Source organism: Acerihabitans sp. TG2, from assembly GCF_035013185.1.
Taxonomy (GTDB): domain Bacteria; phylum Pseudomonadota; class Gammaproteobacteria; order Enterobacterales; family Enterobacteriaceae; genus Acerihabitans.
This window is the reverse complement of sequence record NZ_JAYGJO010000003.1, coordinates 24,516-44,445: the sequence shown is the minus strand read 5'-3', so window position 1 is coordinate 44,445 and position 19,930 is coordinate 24,516. Positions and strand designations below refer to the sequence as shown.

General features: G+C 52.8%; 22 protein-coding genes. 11 read left to right on the top strand and 11 right to left on the bottom strand.

The genetic code is table 11. From position 1 onward, the window contains the following. Positions 1 to 55 precede the first annotated feature (55 nt). On the top strand, positions 56 to 1,456 hold the full coding sequence (locus tag SJI19_RS03430; RefSeq protein WP_323476874.1) for an efflux transporter outer membrane subunit: 1,401 nt from the start codon (positions 56 to 58) through the stop codon (positions 1,454 to 1,456). Positions 1,457 to 1,490: 34 nt separating this feature from the next. On the opposite strand, the gene SJI19_RS03425 is transcribed toward SJI19_RS03430, so the two are convergent. After that, positions 1,491 to 2,162 (bottom strand): TetR/AcrR family transcriptional regulator, encoded by a 672-nt coding sequence (locus SJI19_RS03425; protein ID WP_323476873.1) that lies wholly within the window; start codon positions 2,160 to 2,162, stop codon positions 1,491 to 1,493. A 249-nt stretch (positions 2,163 to 2,411) separates the two neighbouring features. On the opposite strand from SJI19_RS03425, the gene SJI19_RS03420 reads away from it, so the two are divergent. From SJI19_RS03420 to SJI19_RS03410, 3 genes are all read left to right on the top strand, one after another. Next, positions 2,412 to 2,540: a hypothetical protein gene (locus tag SJI19_RS03420; RefSeq protein WP_323476872.1), complete on the top strand. Its 129-nt coding sequence runs from the start codon at positions 2,412 to 2,414 to the stop codon at positions 2,538 to 2,540. A gap of 119 nt (positions 2,541 to 2,659) precedes the next feature. Further along, the gene (locus tag SJI19_RS03415; RefSeq protein WP_323476871.1) at positions 2,660 to 2,905 is read left to right on the top strand and encodes a hypothetical protein; all 246 of its coding nucleotides are present in this window, start codon (positions 2,660 to 2,662) and stop codon (positions 2,903 to 2,905) included. 325 nt (positions 2,906 to 3,230) lie between these two features. Next, positions 3,231 to 3,371, top strand: a complete 141-nt coding sequence (locus SJI19_RS03410; protein WP_323476870.1) for a hypothetical protein — start codon at positions 3,231 to 3,233, stop codon at positions 3,369 to 3,371. A 79-nt stretch (positions 3,372 to 3,450) separates the two neighbouring features. On the opposite strand, the gene SJI19_RS03405 is transcribed toward SJI19_RS03410, so the two are convergent. Genes SJI19_RS03405 through SJI19_RS03395 form a run of 3 tightly spaced genes read right to left on the bottom strand, consistent with a single transcriptional unit; the run spans position 3,451 to position 6,496 of the window. Beyond that, a complete protein-coding gene (locus SJI19_RS03405) occupies positions 3,451 to 4,497 on the bottom strand; it encodes a lysylphosphatidylglycerol synthase domain-containing protein (RefSeq protein ID WP_323476869.1) in 1,047 nt (348 codons plus the stop codon). Further along, on the bottom strand, positions 4,494 to 5,738 hold the full coding sequence (gene clsB, locus SJI19_RS03400; RefSeq protein WP_323476868.1) for a cardiolipin synthase ClsB: 1,245 nt from the start codon (positions 5,736 to 5,738) through the stop codon (positions 4,494 to 4,496). Before clsB ends, SJI19_RS03405 begins: the two co-directional genes overlap by 4 nt. After that, on the bottom strand, positions 5,735 to 6,496 hold the full coding sequence (locus SJI19_RS03395) for an endonuclease/exonuclease/phosphatase family protein (RefSeq protein ID WP_416347497.1): 762 nt from the start codon (positions 6,494 to 6,496) through the stop codon (positions 5,735 to 5,737). The genes clsB and SJI19_RS03395 overlap by 4 nt, the downstream gene beginning before the upstream one ends. A gap of 392 nt (positions 6,497 to 6,888) precedes the next feature. Here SJI19_RS03395 and phoA point away from each other — a divergent pair, with 392 nt between their 5' ends. Together phoA and SJI19_RS03385 are read left to right on the top strand one after the other, a co-directional pair. Further along, entirely contained in the window at positions 6,889 to 8,319 is a 1,431-nt protein-coding gene (gene phoA / locus SJI19_RS03390; RefSeq protein WP_323476866.1) for an alkaline phosphatase, read from the top strand. 97 nt (positions 8,320 to 8,416) lie between these two features. Next, positions 8,417 to 9,511 carry a DNA alkylation repair protein gene (locus SJI19_RS03385; protein WP_323476865.1) on the top strand — a complete coding sequence of 365 codons (1,095 nt, stop codon included), beginning with the start codon at positions 8,417 to 8,419 and terminating at the stop codon, positions 9,509 to 9,511. Here SJI19_RS03385 and SJI19_RS03380 read toward each other — a convergent pair. The 7 genes from SJI19_RS03380 to SJI19_RS03350 all read right to left on the bottom strand — a co-directional run bounded on the left by SJI19_RS03380 (position 9,508) and on the right by SJI19_RS03350 (position 15,678). Further along, complete coding sequence (locus SJI19_RS03380; protein ID WP_323476864.1) at positions 9,508 to 9,993, bottom strand: GNAT family N-acetyltransferase; 486 nt, start codon at positions 9,991 to 9,993, stop codon at positions 9,508 to 9,510. The two genes, SJI19_RS03385 and SJI19_RS03380, sit on opposite strands and share 4 nt — an antisense overlap. A 99-nt stretch (positions 9,994 to 10,092) precedes the next feature. Further along, positions 10,093 to 10,557, bottom strand: a complete 465-nt coding sequence (locus SJI19_RS03375; RefSeq protein ID WP_323476863.1) for a tellurium resistance protein TerW — start codon at positions 10,555 to 10,557, stop codon at positions 10,093 to 10,095. Between the two features lie 96 nt (positions 10,558 to 10,653). After that, positions 10,654 to 11,610, bottom strand: a complete 957-nt coding sequence (locus SJI19_RS03370) for an HpcH/HpaI aldolase/citrate lyase family protein (RefSeq protein WP_323476862.1) — start codon at positions 11,608 to 11,610, stop codon at positions 10,654 to 10,656. Further along, a complete protein-coding gene (locus SJI19_RS03365; protein ID WP_323476861.1) occupies positions 11,610 to 12,689 on the bottom strand; it encodes a cysteine protease StiP family protein in 1,080 nt (359 codons plus the stop codon). Before SJI19_RS03365 ends, SJI19_RS03370 begins: the two co-directional genes overlap by 1 nt. A 1-nt stretch (position 12,690) precedes the next feature. Next, on the bottom strand, positions 12,691 to 13,464 hold the full coding sequence (locus tag SJI19_RS03360; RefSeq protein WP_323476860.1) for a hypothetical protein: 774 nt from the start codon (positions 13,462 to 13,464) through the stop codon (positions 12,691 to 12,693). Then, entirely contained in the window at positions 13,457 to 14,599 is a 1,143-nt protein-coding gene (locus SJI19_RS03355) for a phosphoribosyltransferase domain-containing protein (RefSeq protein WP_323476859.1), read from the bottom strand. Before SJI19_RS03355 ends, SJI19_RS03360 begins: the two co-directional genes overlap by 8 nt. Next, on the bottom strand, positions 14,596 to 15,678 hold the full coding sequence (locus SJI19_RS03350; RefSeq protein ID WP_323476858.1) for an ATP-grasp domain-containing protein: 1,083 nt from the start codon (positions 15,676 to 15,678) through the stop codon (positions 14,596 to 14,598). The genes SJI19_RS03355 and SJI19_RS03350 overlap by 4 nt, the downstream gene beginning before the upstream one ends. 321 nt (positions 15,679 to 15,999) lie before the next feature. On the opposite strand from SJI19_RS03350, the gene SJI19_RS03345 reads away from it, so the two are divergent. The 5 genes from SJI19_RS03345 to SJI19_RS03325 are packed head-to-tail and all read left to right on the top strand — an operon-like array spanning position 16,000 to position 19,925. Beyond that, positions 16,000 to 16,587, top strand: a complete 588-nt coding sequence (locus SJI19_RS03345; protein ID WP_323476857.1) for a TerD family protein — start codon at positions 16,000 to 16,002, stop codon at positions 16,585 to 16,587. Further along, positions 16,587 to 17,741 (top strand): TerD family protein, encoded by a 1,155-nt coding sequence (locus SJI19_RS03340; protein WP_323476856.1) that lies wholly within the window; start codon positions 16,587 to 16,589, stop codon positions 17,739 to 17,741. Before SJI19_RS03345 ends, SJI19_RS03340 begins: the two co-directional genes overlap by 1 nt. Positions 17,742 to 17,766: 25 nt before the next feature. Then, a complete protein-coding gene (locus SJI19_RS03335; RefSeq protein ID WP_323476855.1) occupies positions 17,767 to 18,222 on the top strand; it encodes a tellurite resistance TerB family protein in 456 nt (151 codons plus the stop codon). 28 nt (positions 18,223 to 18,250) lie between these two features. Further along, positions 18,251 to 19,294: a TerC/Alx family metal homeostasis membrane protein gene (locus SJI19_RS03330; RefSeq protein WP_323476854.1), complete on the top strand. Its 1,044-nt coding sequence runs from the start codon at positions 18,251 to 18,253 to the stop codon at positions 19,292 to 19,294. A 52-nt stretch (positions 19,295 to 19,346) separates the two neighbouring features. Beyond that, positions 19,347 to 19,925, top strand: a complete 579-nt coding sequence (locus SJI19_RS03325) for a TerD family protein (protein WP_323476853.1) — start codon at positions 19,347 to 19,349, stop codon at positions 19,923 to 19,925. Positions 19,926 to 19,930: the final 5 nt, after the last annotated feature.

The window sequence follows — 19,930 nt, the reverse complement described above, 5'->3', positions numbered from 1 at the left end:
CTGATCATTATTATGCCTACTTTAACTTTTTAACCTTGATAACGGCACTCACCACATGACAACACGATGCAGATATGGCGCCCTTAAACCGCTCCCATTGCTATTGGCCTTGCTGGTTGCCGGCTGCATGGTGGGTCCGGATTACCGGCGACCATCAATGACGGTACCGGCCCAGTTCAAGCAGGCAAAAGGTTGGACGCGAGCCACACCACAAGATCAGCTCAGTAAGGGCGAATGGTGGCGGGTATATAACGATCCCACCCTCTCATCCCTACTCAGCCAGGTGAAAATATCCAACCAGAATGTCGCCCAATATGATGCGCTTTACCGACAGGCGCGGGCGCTGACCTCAGGCTCACGTGCCAAACTTTATCCAAGCGTCACCGGGAGCGCGGACACCACCCGCAACGGCTCGGCCGGTAGTGTGGATAATACCCACAAGGCCGAAGTCAGCGCCAGTTGGGAATTGGATGTGTGGGGAAAACTGCGGCGCACCGTCGAGGAGAACCAAGCCAGCGCCCAGGCCAGCGCAGCTGAATTGGCAAATATAACCCTGAGCGCCCAGTCGGATCTGGCGCAGGATTATTTTCAGTTACGGATCATGGATCAGCAAATTGACTTGTATCAGCAAAGCGTTGAGGCTTATCAACGTTATCTGAAGGTCATCGACAATAAATATCGGGCCGGCAGTGAATCGCGCGCGACACTGGCCCAGGCGCAAACCCAGCTGGAAAGCGCTCGGGCCTCCGCGCTTGATTTACAATGGCAGCGAGCTCAGTTGGAACATGCCATCGCGGTGCTGATGGGTAAGTCGCCGGCACAATTCAGCCTTCCCGCCACCCCGCTGGTCGCCACCTTACCGATGATTCCCACAACACTGCCCGCGCAATTATTACAACGTCGCCCCGATATTGCCTATGCCGAACGCAACGTGGCGTCCGCGAATGCCGCCATTGGCGTGGCCGAGGCGGCGTATTATCCCGATCTGACGTTAAGCGCCAGCGGTGGATTCGAGAGTTCGGTGCTGCATAACCTGATCTCACTGCCTAACCGGGTATGGTCACTCGGGCCAGAACTGAGCGGTACATTATTGGACTTTGGCGCCACCAAGGCCAGCGTTGAACAGGCGCGCGCCAGTTATGACGCCAGCGTGGCCAGTTATCGTCAGAGTGTGCTGTCGGCGTTTCAGGAGGTGGAAAACTATTTGGTGGAGCTAACAACCCTGGAGACGGAGATTGCTGCTCGGCAGCGCGCCGCACAGTCCGCACAAGAGTCGGCCCGGGTCACCTATAATCAGTATCAGGCCGGCATGATCGACTACCTGGACGTGGCCACGACCGAAAATACCAGCCTAACGCAGCAACAAAACCTGTTGTCGCTACGCAGTACCCAATGGACCACCAGCGTTCAGCTGATTGCCGCGCTGGGCGGTGGTTGGCATGATGAGAGCCGCTAACCCCACCGCGCCATGGGACCTGACGCCCATGACGTCAAATATCAGCCGGCGCCGTGACCCTCTTGGTTACGCCCATACGCACCAACGCCGGCCACAGGGCCATCAGCGTGGTGACGATGCCATCAAGCTCTTCATGGGTCGCGCCATCGTGCGCCTGAACCGACATACCCTGTTGGATACAGGTCAGGTATTTCGCCAAGGCGACAATATCGATTTGCGCCGGTAACTCCCCGGATTGCTGACGAGCGCGTAAAAAGTCGGTCAGCATATTCTCTTGGAAATGGTGACGGGCACGCAAGCATTTGGCCACGTCGTCGGACGATGACGACAGTGCGGCGGACGTGCAAATGATAAAGCAGCCCGACGGCAGGTTTTTATCGGTATACATCGCCGCCGTGTCACGCATGAAATCTTCGGTGGCCTGGGCCGTGCTACGGTGGGGATTGGCCAACAACGCCCGGCCACGATCGGCGAACTTGGCCATGTAACGCTCGGCCACCGCTCGGAACAATCCTTCTTTATTGCCGAATTCGGCATACAATGTTGGCGCTTTTGCGCCAGTAGCCTCAACCAGATCGGTGAGGGATGTCGCATCATAACCATGACGCCAGAACACATCCAATGCCTTATCCAGCGCATCTTCACGGTCAAATTGTTTCGGACGTCCGCGTCCCTTCCTGGTTGACGCAACGTGATCGGTATTCATATAACCTCTCTTATCGCATTAATGTCATGCCTGTTATCCATCAGGCCGCAGGTGTGTTGCGAGTACACCAGCCTCTTAAAAACCAATGGGTATAAAAAAAGCAATTTTTATACGCTACGTTCTTCGTATATAATTAACGATCATTATAAAAATTACAAGCGTATTCCGTCACATTTTCAAAAGAATAAAAACCGATGCATTTCACTGCGGTGTAGCACGACGAATCTCGGTGAGGCCAATGAGAACCTGATGCTCGCCATTAACCGCTGCTGCCCTGAGTGTGTTTTCACTGGCGGTTTTGCCGCTAAACGGGTGTGCGCCAGTCTGGTGCGGGTACCGGGAATCCATCTTCAGATGGGTGGCCGGATCATTAAATAATTAATGATCGTTAATAATAACCTTGACCCGGCACACCGACTGAACTAACATTAAGTTATCGAATGTTAATAAATTTATGTCGTTAACGACATCACAACGACAAAAGCTGGAGAAACAGCATGAAAAAATTGAATATTGTTGTTGCTGGCATGGCACTGGCACTGTTGTGTGCCAATAGCATGGCCGCCACTCACCCTGTTGACGATCAAGCGATGGTCATCGGCGCTGCAGCGGTCGGGAACCCATCACTGGTGTGGGTAAATAGCCATTGGGAAAAGCTGTCTATCGACCATAGCCACCGCTACCCAATGACCTCGGTCTCCGGCCAAACGGATATACGCAGTACGTCCGCAGTTTATGAGTAAGGCTGATCGCGTGTTATCAGGTTGAGTTATTCCCCACCTTATTCAAAAAAACCATGACAAATACTCTTGTCTGCGTACAATGAACACATCGAAGAATAATCTTAATTATTGTATTATTAAAAAATAAAATAATGATATATTAAGCTAATTCTTATTTTATTTATCCAGGCATGCTCTTCTTTTTCTCCACATCCGCCATTTACCTTTCAACGTTTCAAATAGAAACATCTATACCGAATATCCTTACGGTTAAACTGATTGACCTCGCGTCTAAATAAGCAAATGATTTAGTGGTGAAGCATTTCTTAATATATGGAGTACGACAATGCGTCGTTTTATGGCATTTATTGGAATTATTGTTCTTAGCGCCGCGTTGAGCGGTTGTCTGTTTCCACCGCCTCGGGGTGGCGGCGGCGGCGGCGGTGGGCCCGGCGGTGGTGGTCATCATCAAAGCCACGGCTGGTAATAATAATCCATAACGAATCGATTGGAGAGCTGCACATTAACTGCCAGGTAGGTTCTGACATTTGATTGTGCCGCTTTTTTTATTGCCTGTCATTGCCGCTGGCCTGGCAAGTAGAATTACCGGCCGACCGTTGTTTGTCACTATGCTGTTTTTTTTCACTCGAGGTCTTGCTCCGACTTTCCAGCCAAAGATAAAGCACGATCGCCAGCAGCAACGGCGCAATAAAGTAAATTGCGCGGTAGGCCAATAGCGCGGCGAGAATCGTCCCATGGGATATCTGCTCGTTGCCCAGCATGGCGACAAATACCCCTTCCAATACCCCGAGCCCCGCTGGAATATGGACAATCACCCCGGCGATACTGCTCACCAGCAACACGCCAAGCACCAAGAGGAAATCCACGCGGTAGTTCAGTAGGATAAAGATGATGGCGGCCATCGCCAGCCAGTTCGTGCAAGAGGCAATCAGCTGCGCGACGGCCATGGGTAAGGAAGGTAATACTAGCCTTTGCCGTTTGACAACAACATGCCGGCGTTTGGCAAACGCGCATAACCACAGGTAGGCGGCAATACACAGCAGCAGGCCGACGCCGATGACCCGTAGCACCAGTTGCCCGATGCCCCAGGCTACCGGCAGCCTGAGCACGCCAAACGCACACACCACGCCGGCGAGCAAAATATAGCCCAGCCAGTTGGTGGCAAGACTAAGGCTGAATATGCGAGTGATGGCGCCATTGGACAGGCCCAGGCGTGAGTAAAGCCGATAGCGCATGCCGATACCACCGACCCACGCACTCAACGTGAGGGTGAAGGCATAACAGATAAAAGAGACCAATAGCACCTGCTTTTTTGCCAATTGATGACGGCAATAGGCTCGACCGATCAGATCGTAGATGCCATACAGCAAATAGCTCAATACCGCCAATGCCACCACCAGCAGGATGGTATTGCGTTGATAGTGTTTAACGGCCTGTGCCACATCACCCCAATCGACCTTGCTGGCATAAACCACCAGCAAGATCACCACCCCGAGAAAAAACAGCACGGTCAGTGCCGGTTTAACCCTCGGCCAAAACCGCGCGACGTTGCTTGTAGCCGGGTTAGCCGGACTGTGGTGACGCGGGATCATGGTTTGGCTTCCCGCTTTTCAGTTTTCACCCGGTCCTGAGTTTCCAATTCTGGCTGGGACGGCGACATCACTAAGGATAACCTGGGCGTGTGGGCAGGTAACCAGCCGATCCAGGCCGGAAAATGGCGCAAAAAATGGAATACCACCACGCTTTTGGCTAAATGCCAGTAGGTGCGTTTAGGTACCCGGCTTTGGTCAATCAACTGGGAATCATTGGCGATCAGACCTAAAAGATTGTCCCGTAACTGGCCGGTAAAGGTTCGATCGTGGATCACCACATTGGCTTCGAGGTTCAATGCCAGGCTCAGCGGGTCAAGGTTGCTTGAACCAATGGTGGCCCAGTATTCATCCTTGACCGCCACCTTGCCATGCAGCGGGCGGCGCAGATACTCATAAATCTGCACGCCGGCCGGTACCAGATAATTATAAAGCATGCGCACGCCCACCTTGACGATGGCCATATCCGGTTCGCCTTGCACCACCAAGACGACGCGCACACCCCGCCGGGCGGCGCGGCGCATTTCCTTGAGCAGCCGATAACCTGGGAAAAAGTAGGCGTTGGCGATGATCACCTCGCGTTTGGCGCTACGCAGCATATCAATATAAAGTTGTTCGATATCCGTACGGTGCTCATTGTTATCACGAAAAACAAACAGCGCCTGCGCATCACCGGACTGCTTATTCTGCGCCAGCAATCGGTAGCGCTTTCGCCACCAGCTACGATGCAGGTCTTGCTGATTAAGTGCCTGCAAGGTGAAACGATGGATATCCGCCACTACCGGCCCTTCTAACTCAACCGCATAGTCCTGTTTGGCCTCTGGCCCATAATCGCTTAGTTGTTCAGCGGAAAAATTAATGCCGCCGATGAACGCGATACGCCCGTCTACCACCACGATTTTGCGATGCAGCCGGCGAAATAAATTGGTCCGCATGCCCATAAACGCCGGGCGAGGATCATAATAGCGAAAACGTACCCCGGCATTGGCCAGGGCACGGATAAAATCCGTGGACAGTTCTGCCGAGCCGTAACCATCCACCAGCATCTCTACGCGCACCCCGCGCCGCGCCGCCGCGATCAGATGCTGCTGCAACGCGATACCCACTTTGTCCTCGAACAGGATAAAGGTTTCCAGCAGCACCTCCGTGGTCGCCTGGGTAATGCGTTTAAACAGTGCGGGGAAAAAATTTTCGCCATTTTCCAGCAACGTGATGCGATTCCCGTCCCGCCATTCCATACTCATAAGTGGATCTCCACGGCCAGTGGCGAATGATCGGACAAATGGGCCCAGGACTGATGATCCAGTAAGGTCGGCTGACTGATGCGGGCATTTTTGACATAAATTCGATCGAGACACAGCACAGGAAAACACGCGGGGAAACTGCGGGCCGGCCGGCCATGAGCCTGGGTAAACACTTCCACCAGGCCGGCTTCACGGCTGAGTATTTGGTTGGCACGTTGGTGCCAGTCGTTAAAATCCCCGGCCACCACCAGCGGTGCATCCGCGGGCAGCGTGGCGACAAACTGACTGATGCGCAATAACTGCTCCCGGCGATGTTTTTCCTTAAGTCCGAGGTGCACGCAAATCATATGCAGTTGCACATTACGCCCTGGCACCTGCAACACGCAGTGCAGTATGCCGCGCTTCTCGGTGCCATCGATAGAGACATCCAGATTGTCATGGCAAACAATGGGAAACTTGGACAATAACGCATTGCCATGATCACCCTCGGGATAGACCGCGTTGCGCCCGTAGGCGAAGTCGGTCCAAATGGTATCGGCGAGGTATTCGTATTGTGGCACCACCGGCCAGTTTTCAACGTGCTGCGAGTGTTTTTCATGCATGCCCAACACTTCCTGCAAAAACACGATATCCGGTGAAGCGGTGCGCACCGCCTGACGCAACTCCGGCAGGATAAAACGCCGATTAAAGGCGGCAAAACCCTTGTGGGTGTTGATGGTCAGCACCTTAAAAGAAAATTCCTGTTCTGCCGGTGTTATGCATGAAACATCCGTAGCGACGACATCAGACCGAAGCATGATAATAAACCCCTGGAAAAAAAGCCCAGCCCCGATCCCAGTACAATCTCAAGGAGGGCAAGTAAGACTTCGATAATAATAAGTATGGTTAGTATATTAGTTGCTGACAGTCCGGGGCGCCAATTGTGGTGGCTTATTCCGTGGGTTATAGGTTCCACTGCGCGACACAATTTATCGAATCATTGGTCTGGAAAAACAAGCTTATGGCCATGAGAACCTTCTGCTGGTCCGCGTCCGGGTAATGAAATGCCACATCCACAGATGTCATAAAACAGTCATTATTGTTACCTATAATTACAGGATGACAATTTTAGACATACAATTACATTCATCTGGCACAGGAGTTATCATTTATGTCTCATGGGGATTTTTACTTATACTTACGCGTCAACGCCATAACTGCCGCACTGTTGTTAACCAATCTACTGTTAATGCCCAGCGTATCCGCTGCAGATCTGGTGCGCGCCGCGCAAGGGGATATCACCCAGCCCGGCGGAGCCCGGCGCCTACAGACCGATCAGACCGAGATGCTCAAAGCCGCGCTGACTCACCAGACAGCGAAAAACGTGATATTACTGATTGGCGATGGTATGGGTGATTCGGAAATTACCGCTGCACGTAACTATGCCTTGGGCGCCGGCTCGTTTTTCCCAGGGATTGATGCGCTCCCTCTCACTGGCCAGTACACCCACTACTCGCTGGATAAAACCAGCCATAAACCCGACTATGTCACCGACTCGGCCGCGTCAGCCACCGCCTGGGCTACCGGGGTCAAGACCTACAATGGCGCACTGGGAGTGGATGTCTTCGGCCAAGATCATAAAACCATCCTGGAGTTAGCCAAAGCGGCAGGCAAGGCTACCGGCAATGTCTCAACCGCCGAAATTGAAGATGCCACTCCGGCGGCGTTAGTGGCCCACGTGTCCTCCCGCAAATGCTATGGCCCGGACGTCACCAGCAAAAATTGTAGCACCCAGGCACTGGAAAACCAGGGGCGCGGTTCTATCGCCGAACAGTTGCTTGATGCCCGTGCCGATGTGACGTTCGGCGGCGGCAGTAAAACCTTTGCCGAAACCGCCAAAGCCGGTAAGTGGCAAGGGCAGACCCTGCATGAACAAGCTCTGGCGCGCGGCTATCAATGGGTCAGCGATAGGGATGGGCTCAACGGCTTGACGCAGGCCACCCAGGAGCATCCGGTGCTGGGCCTGTTCGCTGAAGGTAATATGCCGGTTCGTTGGTTAGGTCCCAAAGCGACTTACCATGGCAATATCGACCAGCCGGCGGTGACCTGTACCGAAAATCCCAAACACACCACCAGCATGCCCACCCTGGCCGTCATGACGCAAAAAGCCATCGATCTGCTGAAAACCCATCCACAGGGATTTTTCTTGCAGGTGGAAGGCGCATCGATTGATAAACAAGATCACGCCGCCAACCCGTGCGGACAGTTCGGTGAAACGGTGGACCTGGATGAAGCGGTGCAAAAAGCGCTAGAGTTTGCCCGTGCCGATGGCAACACGTTGGTGATAGTGACCGCCGACCACGCCCATTCAAGTCAGATTATTGCAACCGATACCAAGGCCCCTGGTTTAACCCAGGCGCTGACCACCAAGGACGGCGCGGTAATGGCTATCAGCTATGGAAACTCCGAAGATGAATCCCAAGGCCATACCGGCACCCAACTGCGTATTGCCGCTTATGGTCCCCATGCGGGCAATGTGGTTGGACTGACCGATCAAACCGACCTGTTTTATACCATGCGCAACGCCATGGGAATCCAATAGCCGCGTTTCACCGGCCGGGGTTTAACCCGGCCATACCTTGCATTGAACGGTCTTTTTCTTTAGCCTACGCGATACCCTACGATCCGAGATCTCACGCATGTCCGAACCCAGCTTTCCCGCATTGAAAGAGATTTTTAATCACGCCCGTTTACAGCATATTGCGACGCAAATCACCGCCGTCCATGCAGACTTTGATCGTCAACGTTTTCTGGCCGCCTGCGGCGATGGGTTGGAGGGGTTATCGCTGATGGCGAGGCTGCGGCGGGTCACTGCCTGTCTGCATCAGGGTCTGCCGGCGGACTACCCGCAGGCGTTGGCCATTTTGCGACGACTGGCGCCTCGGCTCGATAATCGGTTCGTCACGTTGATATTACCGGAATATGTCGCGATGTATGGGCTGGATGATTTCGATTTATCGATGGACACCCTGCGGTTTTTTACCCCATTCGGTTCATCAGAGTTTGCGGTACGGCCCTTTTTACGCCAGGACCAGACGCGCGCAATTGCACTGATGTCGGCATGGGCCGGTGATGACAATGAGCACGTCAGACGGCTGGCCAGCGAAGGCAGCCGACCGCGATTGCCGTGGTCGTTTCGCCTGGAGGCCCTGTGTGCCGATCCGTCACCGATGGCGCCGATCCTCACGCAACTGCGTGAGGATCCCAGTCTGTACGTCCGCAAATCGGTAGCCAACCATCTCAATGATATTACCAAAGATCATCCAGACTGGGTGATGGATCTGCTGGCAAGCTGGCCGCTGGATCGCCCTTTTTGCGCCTGGATCGCCCGCCACGCTCTGCGCACCCTGATCAAACAGGGGGATCGCCGCGCGTTGGGGCTGATCGGCGCCGGGCACGTCGCCCAGGTCAGCGTCGGCGAACTGAGCATCACCCCAACGGACATTCAGCTCGGTGATAGCATCCGGCTGGCGTTCCGATTGAGCTCCACCGTCGCAGTGCCGCAACGGCTGGTGATTGACTACCGGGTGCATTATGTCAAAAAGTCCGGCGACACCTCGGCCAAGGTGTTTAAACTGAAAACCTTGACGCTGCCGGCCCAGGGAGTCATGGAGATCACCCGGACGCAAATTATCCGTAATTTCACCACCCGCATTCACTACCCCGGCCAGCATGCTGTGGACATTCTGATCAATGGCGAATGCCTGGCGCGTGGGGCATTTACCCTGCGCTAAAGCAGGCTTTTCGCCATATTCACGCCGGTGACCAAAAAACCGCATTTATCATATAACGCCTTGGCCTGGGGGTTATCGGCCGCCACGCGTAATCCCAGTTCACTCACCCCCCGGTCGCGCATAACCTTATCCAGCAAAAACAGAGCAGCGCTACCGTATCCCCGGCGTTGCCAGGGCGGCAGGATGCAAAAATCGTAGATAAAGGCTGAATCCGCTTTATATCCGATCCACAGATACCCCACCACCTGCTGGGTTTGCTGATCATGGTCGGTGTCGATGCAATACAAAGAATGGCCGGCGCTGGCCACCCCTTGTGGCAGATAACCTTCGATGCTGGCGGCAGCATTGATTCTCCCCTGCGCCATAGCGTAACCGTGGTTGGTGCTTAAATCTCGCGCGTACTCCTCGATAAACCAGTCACGATAGCCAGGGTATTGCGCTTGGGTCATGTTACTCAGTCTAACCATCGGCATGTTGCTCATTGTTTTGCCTTTACTGTCTGGGTAGAAAAACCAGCCAGGAGGCCGGTAGTCAATGATTAAGAAAAATGCAGCATGATGTTTTATTTTCTCATGGGAGCTTCATTCTTTCACCTGGTAATCACCCGCCAAATCAGCAATATAATTATCGACTAACAGTTCTACGGCATCGCTACGCGTCGTATTGGCAAAAATGGCGAGCTGATCAATTTTTCGCAACACCGACATCCGCAAAGAGAGTGACACGGCCTTCTTCTTTTCCTTATCCAATGAAACCCGACTCACGGCACCACCGGCTTTGAGATCAACGTAGGAACTCATCGTTTCATGCATGCGGCGTAAGGATTTTTTATCCAGTAAACCGGGGTCGACCAGCTGATACGTATGTGTCGCTTTACGGTATTTAATCTCGGCAGTGTAGGTGCTCCGCAGCTCTTTTAAAGCACGGGTCAATGTGGGCTCGGAACAGGCAAGCAGTGTGATGATTTTTTTTGCCGGCACCGGGAGCCCTGGCCCTAATAGGAGCGCCAGTCGGAAAATACGTGCTTGCCGTGTGCTGAGTCGCATGATGAGTGAGTGCCTAATGTCGTATAAATGGGCGCTATAGTCGGGAAAATGCCCATCCCGGCAGAGGGTTGAACGCCAGATCCCGCGGGTATACCTTCAGCGTTGGTGGGTTACTGTCACCAGCCGAACGCCATCCTGAACGGCATCTTGGGCGATGCCGTAAACCTGAGCCTGTTCCAGCACTCTTGCTGCCCAACGTCGATGAGTCGCCGGTTCGCACATGGCCCCTTGAGATTTAAATACCGCCTGACTGGAGTTCAGGATCCGTAATGCATCAGCATGATCGCTAGACGTCACCATCAGTGCCCGTTCAATTTTAGCAATCTGGTTAGGATGGATGGCGGTTTTTCCCACCAGTCCGTGGGCCATATCAAGCGCCAACTCACGTTCCATCACGTTATGATCGTCAATGTGCTCGCACACCGGCGAGGTCAAAGCGAAGTCACGGGAACCAAAAACGGCGACCAGCATCTTAATCACGTATCCCATCGGGCTGTCATACAGCGTGAGATTACGCGGGCGACGCAGCGAGATGACATTCATCAGATCATTGCCGCCTATGCGCAGGGCTATAATGCGGTCATGACAGGCATGATCGACCAATGCCATTGCCAGTTCCCGCATTTTCATCACATCAAAGACATCTTCGGTTTCCAGTGTAGGCATCATGCACAGGTGGGTGTGCTTGACGATATCCCACCATACCGGCAGCGCGGCCAGTGTAAATTTTGGCAATACCAGTCCGTCGATTGGCGTCAGATCTTCTGTCTCAGTTAGACATTTCCCCATGGCTGCATGGCGTGGGCGGATAAATACCAGTGGCCACTCGGCGCCATGCCCAGCGGTTTTGGCCGTCCCCAGCACCGTCAGCACCTGCTTGAGATTTTGTCGCGCCACAGGAACATCTGCCTCGCTCACCGCATCCTCAAGACAGATGACAATAGAACGTAGCCCCTCAATGCGGTTGTTCAGCACGCTGTTGGCAATATCGGTACGGGTTGCCGGCATGTAGAGCGTGGCACCCAGTCGGTATGGCGATAGTCTTTTTGTCATCAGTGAACCTTTTTAATAATGGTGACGGCACGATACTGCCCGATACGCTCACCGACCTCAGTGATGGGGATGTTTTTTTCGCCGGCCAGATACACCAGCAAGGCCACGTCCGGATCGTTCACGCAACGGACCAGGACGTGTTCCGGGACCCGGCGTAATACCGCGCGGGTAGCCTCGGCAATGCCGGGTTTAATCCGGTTAATACTGGCAATATCATACTGTGCGGCCAATGACGAAATGACCCGTTCACTTTGGGTTTTCAGGTGCACAACATCCTCAGGGATCCACTGGCTGGCCGGTATGGCATCGACATCAAGCGCATTGCGGCAATCAGCGACGGCATCGACCAACTGGCGGCTGCATTCAAACCGGGTGAGATGATCGCATATCACACAACCGTGCAGCCCCACTGAAGACCAGATTGAACGCGAAATAAGCCCGGAAACCGGGGCACCCATGATGCCAAAAGGGATAAGCCAGTCGTCGTCACTGGCGGCTAACCAGGAAACACCACAGGGGTCGGCCAGTACCACCAGACGCGGGTCTTTGGGATAGCCCGGACGGCAGGCCAGAGAACGTCGAAGTTCATTGGTGATGGCCCCTTTGCCGGTCCAGCCATCCACAAACACCACACCATCGACCCCATGCTGCGCTTCAATCCAGTCCATTGCCGTGGCGTCAATGCCGCGATCGCGGATGATACTCACGCCGTAGTGATATGACGACTTTCCCATCGCCCGCAGGGTTTGATGCAACATAACGCCCAGCGGAACGCCTGCACGGACCAGGCTGACCAATACAATCGGGGCGCTGCCAAAGCGATCGGCCAGCGCTTTCGCCAGCATCAAGACGTCTTTGGCCAGACGGGCGGCCCCTTGATCCAGCGCCCGGGCATAGAGATCCAGATGCCAGTCTGTTGGCTCCGGCTCCTGACTCAGCATCTCGGAATAATGTTTCGCGCCGGACTGGATCAACTGCTCTTTTTTGTCGACCGGCGTCATTTCCATTTTTATCGGTTTGAGCAGGAACTGAATGTCATCAGGGAGATATGAACCGGAAAAAGGGGGAAATGCCTGCATATTAGTGCTCTCCGAAAATACGGTGGCTGATCTGCTCAGCAAACTGGCTGTGTTGCGGCATGCCAAACCAGTGGCATAGCTTCATAAAACTGTGGTCGCTCAGGCTGTCTCCCAGCCCAATCACCGGGAACACGCCACGTTGCGTCCGCAGCTTTTGCAGCAGGTACTGCGTGGCGAGGCCCTTTTCAACCGGTTTGGGTAGCCATGCGATGTTGTTGCCGTTACGGTGAAGGTAAAAACCTTGCGTTGAGAACGTGGTTTCGATTTCATCACCGATCGCATACAGTTCAGCCAGCCGGGTGCTGTCGGTGTGCTTCATCACCAGATACACCGGCGTATCGCCATACTCATAATTGATACGTGCCCAAGCGTTGATACCACGTCGTGCCATGAGCGCGGTAATCTCCCGCTGCATCGTGAGAAGCCGCTCGCGATATGCCGCCAGGCTGTCGAGCATATGAGCCTGCCATTCTTGATCTGGTTGCCCTTTCGGCGTCAAGATCACCGCGCCGTGGGTGGCAATCATCCATGAGTGAAACGCAATGGTGACGCGGCTGATTTCTTCCGTGCCCCGAGCTGTCACCGGGATAAAGTCCGTGTGCTCAAGCAGCCAGTCCACCAGCATGGACTGCTCTTCGGTCATAAAGCTGCGCGCGGTCATGGCGCGGTCTAGAGCACCCGGCCGAAATGGTGCAAGTGCCAACTCATCGGTCATTTTTCGGCGCGTCTGAAACAGGGTATCGTCGAGGTCAGAAAAAACGACGGGTTTATTCATAAACCACGACATCTACGCGAGGTGCAACGCGTTTGAGGGCATCAAGCAGTAATGGATCAACACTGGCGGCAGGCGTTTCGACGCACAGCAAAATACGGTCAAATTGTTGATGTGCCACATTGTAGACAAAGTTAGGGATACCCAATCCGTAGTTGTCGGTGAACACAATCGCCGATTCAATGGCATAACCGATAGAGATCGGTGAGCGGGTGGTGCTGCTGAATTTAACCACTGCCCCCCGCTGTTCGAGACGTTCTGCCAGTAATAACGGTTCCCAGACAAATTCTCCGGAACCCAGCACCAACACTTTTTCTCCGGCGGATACCGTAATTTTTGTCCCCAGATCGCGTGCCGAAATGGACATACCAAGGCGTCCCCAACTTTGCTTGCCGGTGATCGCGACACTGCCGTGGGTCGTCACGTTGACGTTCGGCATGATGGGAACCAACGCGTCGGGTTTCTTTTCCCAATGCCAATCACCCTGAACCAGTGACACCGGCGTCACCGGTAGCGGGCACTGGTCGTTAATGGCGTTGCCGCTCCAGTCGGTGAGCGTCACGGTGACCACTTGTTCAACCTGTGACAGACCCGCGTCAGCATGCAGTGCTGCCAGTAGGTTGATGAAGGTATTGCCGGTAGTGGCCTCATCATCAATCAACACCAGGCTGCGGGCATTAAGCACACGCGCCCGCAGGATGGGATCGGCGGGCTGGTAAAGCAGGTGATCCGTTGCGTGGCTGTGGTTTTCTTTAAACTCGCACAGCAGATCGCCGTCAATAGGGTGACGCGTTGAGGTCAGATAAACCGAGTCGGTAAAAAAACGTAATGCTTCGTCAAAGACACCGGCACCAAGCCCCACGGCAGTTTCAGCCATGCCGATAAACAACACGGGTTGCGGTAAATCGGCGGGGATTTGCAGCGCCAGTTGCCGGTAGGCGGAACGCATAACGGAAGGGGCAATCGGGATATGCCGGCCCAGCACTTTGCTGACGAACAAAAATGCTCGCTTAGGGTTGCGGCGTTCAGCAATATCAAACAAAGCATCCAGAGAAGAGCTACCGCCGGTCGGGGTCACGGTCAGCGTGCCGCCTGACAATTCTTTGCGATAGACAGGGTGTTGATTAAGCATGCTCATGCGCTCCCTTTACTTAACGATAAGTTGTCGAGTGTCGTGTTGTAGAGGATGACATCGGTCATGGTGCGGACCGCAGCGGGAGAGAAGTTCTCCGTTGCGTAGCTGATGGCATCAGTTTCGCTCATCAAACCAAGCTTACGCATGGCAAACAGACCGGGCAAGTTGACGCCGCTGTGGCGGGTATAACCGATGCCGCCAGAGGGGCGCAGGTTGATTTCAAGCAGCACCGGCACGGCATCATGGTTATTACGGGTCTGAACATTCACCAGACCGTCGGCCTGCATGATTTCAGCGCACACCTTGGCCAGTTCATAGGCGGGGCCTGACTGTTCGAGATACTGCAAGACACCCTCTTTACGACGGGCAACCGCAGCAATGACCTTGCCTTGTTCGACCAGCATATCGACTGAGTATTCTGGACCGGGTAGGTAGGGCATGAGCACCAACGGTTCAATGGTTTCCTGCTGTTCGAGCGCATGCAGGTACATCTCAGGATGCACTTTGCGGTTTTCTGGGTGCGTAAACGCGGCCATGCGACTGACGCTGTCATCAAAGCGCCAAAATCCTATGCCATAAATACCCGTGACCGGTTTCACGCAAAGTAATTTTTTTTCTGCTGTCGATTGTGCGTTATGGACGATCTGGGCGCGTAATTCATCCGCGCTCTCGATGCGCATAGACGGTACGGCCGGCTGGCCATGCTCTCGCATCTTATTGGCAAACTCGACTTTATCGTCAGCCAGCTCAAATATGGCGCTACTGGTGGCACCTGTAGTCAGTGATACCCCGAAGGATTCGATTTCCTGACGGTGTAATTCGAACCACTTGCCGTTACGACCGGTATGAATGGCCTTCACGCCATACTGTGCCACTGTGGCGGCAATAAAGGGCAGACGCTGTTCATCGTCCGGCGGCTCAATCAGGGCAATATCAGCCAGAGAAAGTATTTCATTTCTATTATGACGATGAGAGGCAATAACGGTGACGGCTTTATTGGTGTTTTTTAAAAAATCTTTAATGCCCAAGATAATATCGCGCTGTGACGATAAACCTTCCATCAACCAAATTATATGACTCATCGGCTTTCGTTTTCCCAGAAATAGAGGAGGAGCGCGCTCAGGTTCAGAGTCTAAGTAGGCATTATGCACATGTCAATCATAATATGATTAATATGTGTATTTGAATAATTTCAGTTCCATTCTTAAATATTATGAAAAAGTATCGTCAAAATACGTAAAGATTAATATAGCATTTATAAAAAAATCATATAGTTATGCGTACATCTTGTGATCGGTACTAAATTTTAGGTTGTACAACTACTTCGTCATGATATGATTTTCAAGCACATTTATTTTTGATTAAAAAAATAATGCTCTAACCTATCTCTGAAGGAATAAATAATGGTTTCATTAAATAAAAACCAAACTGTTTCACTCAATAAAGAAACATCTTCATTAAATCAACTTCAATTCGGGCTGGGTTGGGATCCGCTAAAAAAGAAAAAAGGCTTTTTGAGCAGTCTTTTAGGTGGTGGCAGTGATTCTATAGATTTAGATGCAGGATGCGTTTTATTAGACCAATCAGGTAACACCATCGATACTATTTGGTTTCGTAAGCTGAAATCAAGCTGTGGCTCGGTCGTGCATCAAGGCGATAATCTGACTGGCGAAGGTGATGGTGATGATGAAGTGATCACCGTCGACCTGACGCGTCTTCCCTTGCCGGTTGAATACCTCGCGTTTACCGTGAACAGCTTCCGTGGCCAGACCTTTAATGAAGTGGATAATGCGTTCTGCCGCGTTGTCGACCAGTCGGGTAAGGAACTGGCCCGTTTTCAGCTCACTGAACAGGGTTCGCATACGGGTATCATCATTGCGTCTTTATCCCGCAGTAACGGTAACTGGGATTTCACTGCACACGGTAAGGCGTCAACCGGCCGAACCATTGATGATATGCATTCCGACATTGTTGCCACGGTGGTGCGATAATGACGATGACGCCGGGGGGCAATGCCCCGATTCCTTCAGACGTGCTGATGGTGCGTGTTCTTTCTGGCGTCTCGGTCGACGCCGCGTCGTTTCGTCTTTATGCCTCAGGTAAAGTGCAAAGCGACCCTGATATGGTGTTTTACGGACAGCCCGTCAATGACGATGCCTCGGTAAAACTGGCCGGGGCGGGTACCGATACTGCTTTTACCGTCGATATCAACCGTCTGCATCCCGACGTTCAGAAGCTGGCTTTTACGGCAACCTGCGATGGCAACACCACCTTGTCGGGTCTGAAACGTCTTGCTATTCAGGTTGAACATAAGGGCGCGGTACTACTGACCGGAGAGGTTGATGTCGCCGGCCGTCAGGAGGCAGCGCTGATTCTCGGTGAGATTTACCGACGCAATGCTGAGTGGAAGTTTCGTTTTATCGCGCAAGGCTTCAACGGCGGGTTGAAACCGCTCGCCGAGCATTTTGGTGTGGATATTTCAGATTCCCCCGCGTCGGCACCTGCAGCAACACCGACCCCTGAGCCAGCAAAGGTCAGTTTGAGCAAAGTGTCCCTGACCAAAGAAAAACCCTCTATTAGCCTCGCTAAACGGGACAGTTTTGGGGAAATCAAAATCAACCTCAATTGGAACCAGGGCACCGGTTCTTCAGGGGGTATGTTCGGTGGCATGTTCAACAAGTCAAAGGGTATCGACCTCGACTTAGGCGCGTTTGTTGAACTTCAGGACGGCAGCAAAGGCGTTATTCAAGCATTGGGAAAGACCTTTGGCCGACTCGACGCCGCGCCGTTTATCCAGTTACAGGGCGATGACCGTACCGGCCAGGTCAGCGACGGTGAATGGCTGCATATCAACGGCCGTGAATGGAAAAAAATACGTCAGGTGTTGATCTACGCCTTCATCTACGAGGGTGTGGCAAGCTGGGATAAAACGGATGGCGTGGTCACCCTGCATATCCCTGATCAAGCCCCCATAGAAACGCGCTTAACTGAAGGGTCTAACCGCCACAATATGTGTGCAATCGCCCGCCTGGTGAACGAAAACGGAACCATCAAAGTTGAACGAATCAACCAGTTCTTCAATGGTCACAAGGAGATGGATAAATCGCTAGGTTGGGGTTTTCGTTGGTCAGCTGGCTCCAAATAATTTCAATACTCTGAGGGTTAAAAAAATGAGTTTCTTCGACAAAGTGAAAGGCGCGTTTAATGCCGGTCGTGATGAGCTGACTAATCAGGTTAGCCGCTTCAAAAACAAAAAGTTCATGCAAGGAACCGTGGCCGTGTGTGCCCGTATCGCCATCGCCAGCAATGGGGTAAGCAGTGAAGAAAAGCAGAAGATGATTGGCTTTCTTCAGGCATCTCCTGAGTTAAAAGTCTTCGAGACCAAAGAAGTCATCGAGTTCTTTAACCAGTTGGTGACCAGCTTCAGCTTCGACTATGAAATCGGTAAAGGCGAAACCATGAAATATATCCTGGCGTTGAAAGATCAGCCGGGTGCGGCACAACTGGCGGTACGTGTCGGGATCGCTGTGGCGAAAAGTGATGGTGACTTTGATCAGGATGAGCAGGCTGCGGTACGCGAAATTGCTTTAGCGCTGGGCTTTACCCCGGCGGAATTCGGTCTTTAATTTCAACAGCTTGACTTAAGGGCTATTTATGGTGTCCACGCATATTGGTTTCCCGGCTGAAACCGTCACAGTTTTTATTATTCTGGCTGTCGGGGCCATTTGTCTCGACCTGTTCATGCACCGTAGTGACCAGCCGATTTCATTAAAAAATGCCGCCCTGTGGACGGTGTTCTGGATCGCCATATCGATGGTGTTTGCCGGTTTCCTCTACATTCATCACGGTGCAGAAGTTGCCAGCCTGTTTATTACCGGTTATGCGCTGGAGAAAGTCCTGTCGATTGATAATCTTTTTGTCATGATGGCTATTTTCTCGTGGTTTGCGGTACCGGATAACTACCGTCACCGGGTGCTGTACTGGGGAGTGATTGGTGCCGTCATATTCCGTGGCATCTTCGTTGCTATCGGTGCCAGCCTGCTGACATTAGGGCCATGGGTCGATATCGTCTTTGCCCTGGTGGTGGGATGGACGGCGGTGATGATGCTTAAAAGCGGCGGCGATGATGACGCGATCGAAGATTACTCCCAGCATATTGCGTATCGTCTGGTAAAGCGTTTCTTCCCCATCTGGCCGAAATTACGGGGTCACTCGTTTATGTTAAGCCAGAAGGAAGTGAATACCGAGTTGGCGAAACCTGAAAACAAAGACATCCATGTGGGACGTAAGGGTAAAGTCGCGATGTATGCGACCCCTCTCCTGCTGTGTTTGGCGGTCATTGAACTGTCCGACGTGATGTTTGCCTTTGACTCTGTTCCAGCGGTTATCGCCGTGAGCCGTGAACCGCTGATCGTATACAGCGCCATGATGTTCGCCATCCTTGGCCTGCGTACCATGTACTTTGTTCTCGAAGCGCTGAAGCAATATCTTGCTCACCTTGAGAAGGCAGTTATCGTGCTGCTGTTCTTCATCGCAGTGAAACTCGGCCTGAATGCGACCGATCACCTGTGGCATCACGGTTACGAGATTTCGGCCATGGCGAGTCTCTTCGTTGTTCTCGGTGTGTTGGCGGTGGGTGTCATTGTCAGCATACTGTTCCCTGGAAAACCTGATGCTGAGGAGGGTAAGGAAAGCTAAGTTTCCGTTACCTTCACGTTGACTATTAACATTAACCATTGAGGATAGAACTATGGGTGTTTCTCTTTCTAAAGGCGGCAATGTTTCTTTAAGCAAAGAAGCTCCAAACATGAAAAATATGCTGGTCGGTCTGGGTTGGGATGCTCGCTCAACCGACGGTCAGGATTTTGACCTTGATGCGTCAGCATTCCTGCTCAACAGCAACGGTAAAGTTCGCAGTGATGCCGACTTCATTTTCTACAACAACCTGAAATCAGCGGACGGTTCCGTCCTGCATACCGGTGACAACCGCACCGGCGAAGGCGAAGGCGATGATGAAGCGTTGAAAATCAAACTCGATCAAATCCCGTCTGACGTGGATAAAATCGTCTTCGTGGTCACCATCCATGACGCGGTAGCCCGTCACCAGAGCTTCGGTCAGGTATCCGGCGCCTTCATTCGCTTAGCAAATGATGATAGCCACCAGGAAGTGGCTCGCTACGACCTGTCGGAAGACGCCTCAACGGAAACCGCGATGGCGTTTGGTGAATTGTATCGCCATAACACCGAATGGAAATTCCGTGCAGTCGGTCAGGGTTATGCCGGTGGATTGAACTCGGTGTGCGCACAGTACGGCATCAACGCGTCTTAATCGCA

Excerpts from the sequence above, each read along its gene's own strand:
- clsB (WP_323476868.1), bottom strand. The coding sequence starts at position 5,738 with ATGAGTATGGAATGGCGGGACGGGAATCGCATCACGTTGCTGGAAAAT.
- phoA (WP_323476866.1), top strand. The coding sequence starts at position 6,889 with ATGTCTCATGGGGATTTTTACTTATACTTACGCGTCAACGCCATAACT.
- SJI19_RS03340 (WP_323476856.1), top strand. The coding sequence starts at position 16,587 with ATGACGATGACGCCGGGGGGCAATGCCCCGATTCCTTCAGACGTGCTG.
- SJI19_RS03380 (WP_323476864.1), bottom strand. The coding sequence starts at position 9,993 with ATGAGCAACATGCCGATGGTTAGACTGAGTAACATGACCCAAGCGCAA.
- SJI19_RS03350 (WP_323476858.1), bottom strand. The coding sequence starts at position 15,678 with ATGAGTCATATAATTTGGTTGATGGAAGGTTTATCGTCACAGCGCGAT.
- SJI19_RS03405 (WP_323476869.1), bottom strand. The coding sequence starts at position 4,497 with ATGATCCCGCGTCACCACAGTCCGGCTAACCCGGCTACAAGCAACGTC.
- SJI19_RS03425 (WP_323476873.1), bottom strand. The coding sequence starts at position 2,162 with ATGAATACCGATCACGTTGCGTCAACCAGGAAGGGACGCGGACGTCCG.
- SJI19_RS03330 (WP_323476854.1), top strand. The coding sequence starts at position 18,251 with ATGGTGTCCACGCATATTGGTTTCCCGGCTGAAACCGTCACAGTTTTT.
- SJI19_RS03355 (WP_323476859.1), bottom strand. The coding sequence starts at position 14,599 with ATGAGCATGCTTAATCAACACCCTGTCTATCGCAAAGAATTGTCAGGC.
- SJI19_RS03360 (WP_323476860.1), bottom strand. The coding sequence starts at position 13,464 with ATGAATAAACCCGTCGTTTTTTCTGACCTCGACGATACCCTGTTTCAG.
- SJI19_RS03420 (WP_323476872.1), top strand. The coding sequence starts at position 2,412 with ATGCTCGCCATTAACCGCTGCTGCCCTGAGTGTGTTTTCACTGGCGGT.
- SJI19_RS03415 (WP_323476871.1), top strand. The coding sequence starts at position 2,660 with ATGAAAAAATTGAATATTGTTGTTGCTGGCATGGCACTGGCACTGTTG.
- SJI19_RS03325 (WP_323476853.1), top strand. The coding sequence starts at position 19,347 with ATGGGTGTTTCTCTTTCTAAAGGCGGCAATGTTTCTTTAAGCAAAGAA.
- SJI19_RS03365 (WP_323476861.1), bottom strand. The coding sequence starts at position 12,689 with ATGCAGGCATTTCCCCCTTTTTCCGGTTCATATCTCCCTGATGACATT.
- SJI19_RS03370 (WP_323476862.1), bottom strand. The coding sequence starts at position 11,610 with ATGACAAAAAGACTATCGCCATACCGACTGGGTGCCACGCTCTACATG.
- SJI19_RS03375 (WP_323476863.1), bottom strand. The coding sequence starts at position 10,557 with ATGCGACTCAGCACACGGCAAGCACGTATTTTCCGACTGGCGCTCCTA.
- SJI19_RS03345 (WP_323476857.1), top strand. The coding sequence starts at position 16,000 with ATGGTTTCATTAAATAAAAACCAAACTGTTTCACTCAATAAAGAAACA.
- SJI19_RS03335 (WP_323476855.1), top strand. The coding sequence starts at position 17,767 with ATGAGTTTCTTCGACAAAGTGAAAGGCGCGTTTAATGCCGGTCGTGAT.
- SJI19_RS03385 (WP_323476865.1), top strand. The coding sequence starts at position 8,417 with ATGTCCGAACCCAGCTTTCCCGCATTGAAAGAGATTTTTAATCACGCC.
- SJI19_RS03430 (WP_323476874.1), top strand. The coding sequence starts at position 56 with ATGACAACACGATGCAGATATGGCGCCCTTAAACCGCTCCCATTGCTA.
- SJI19_RS03410 (WP_323476870.1), top strand. The coding sequence starts at position 3,231 with ATGCGTCGTTTTATGGCATTTATTGGAATTATTGTTCTTAGCGCCGCG.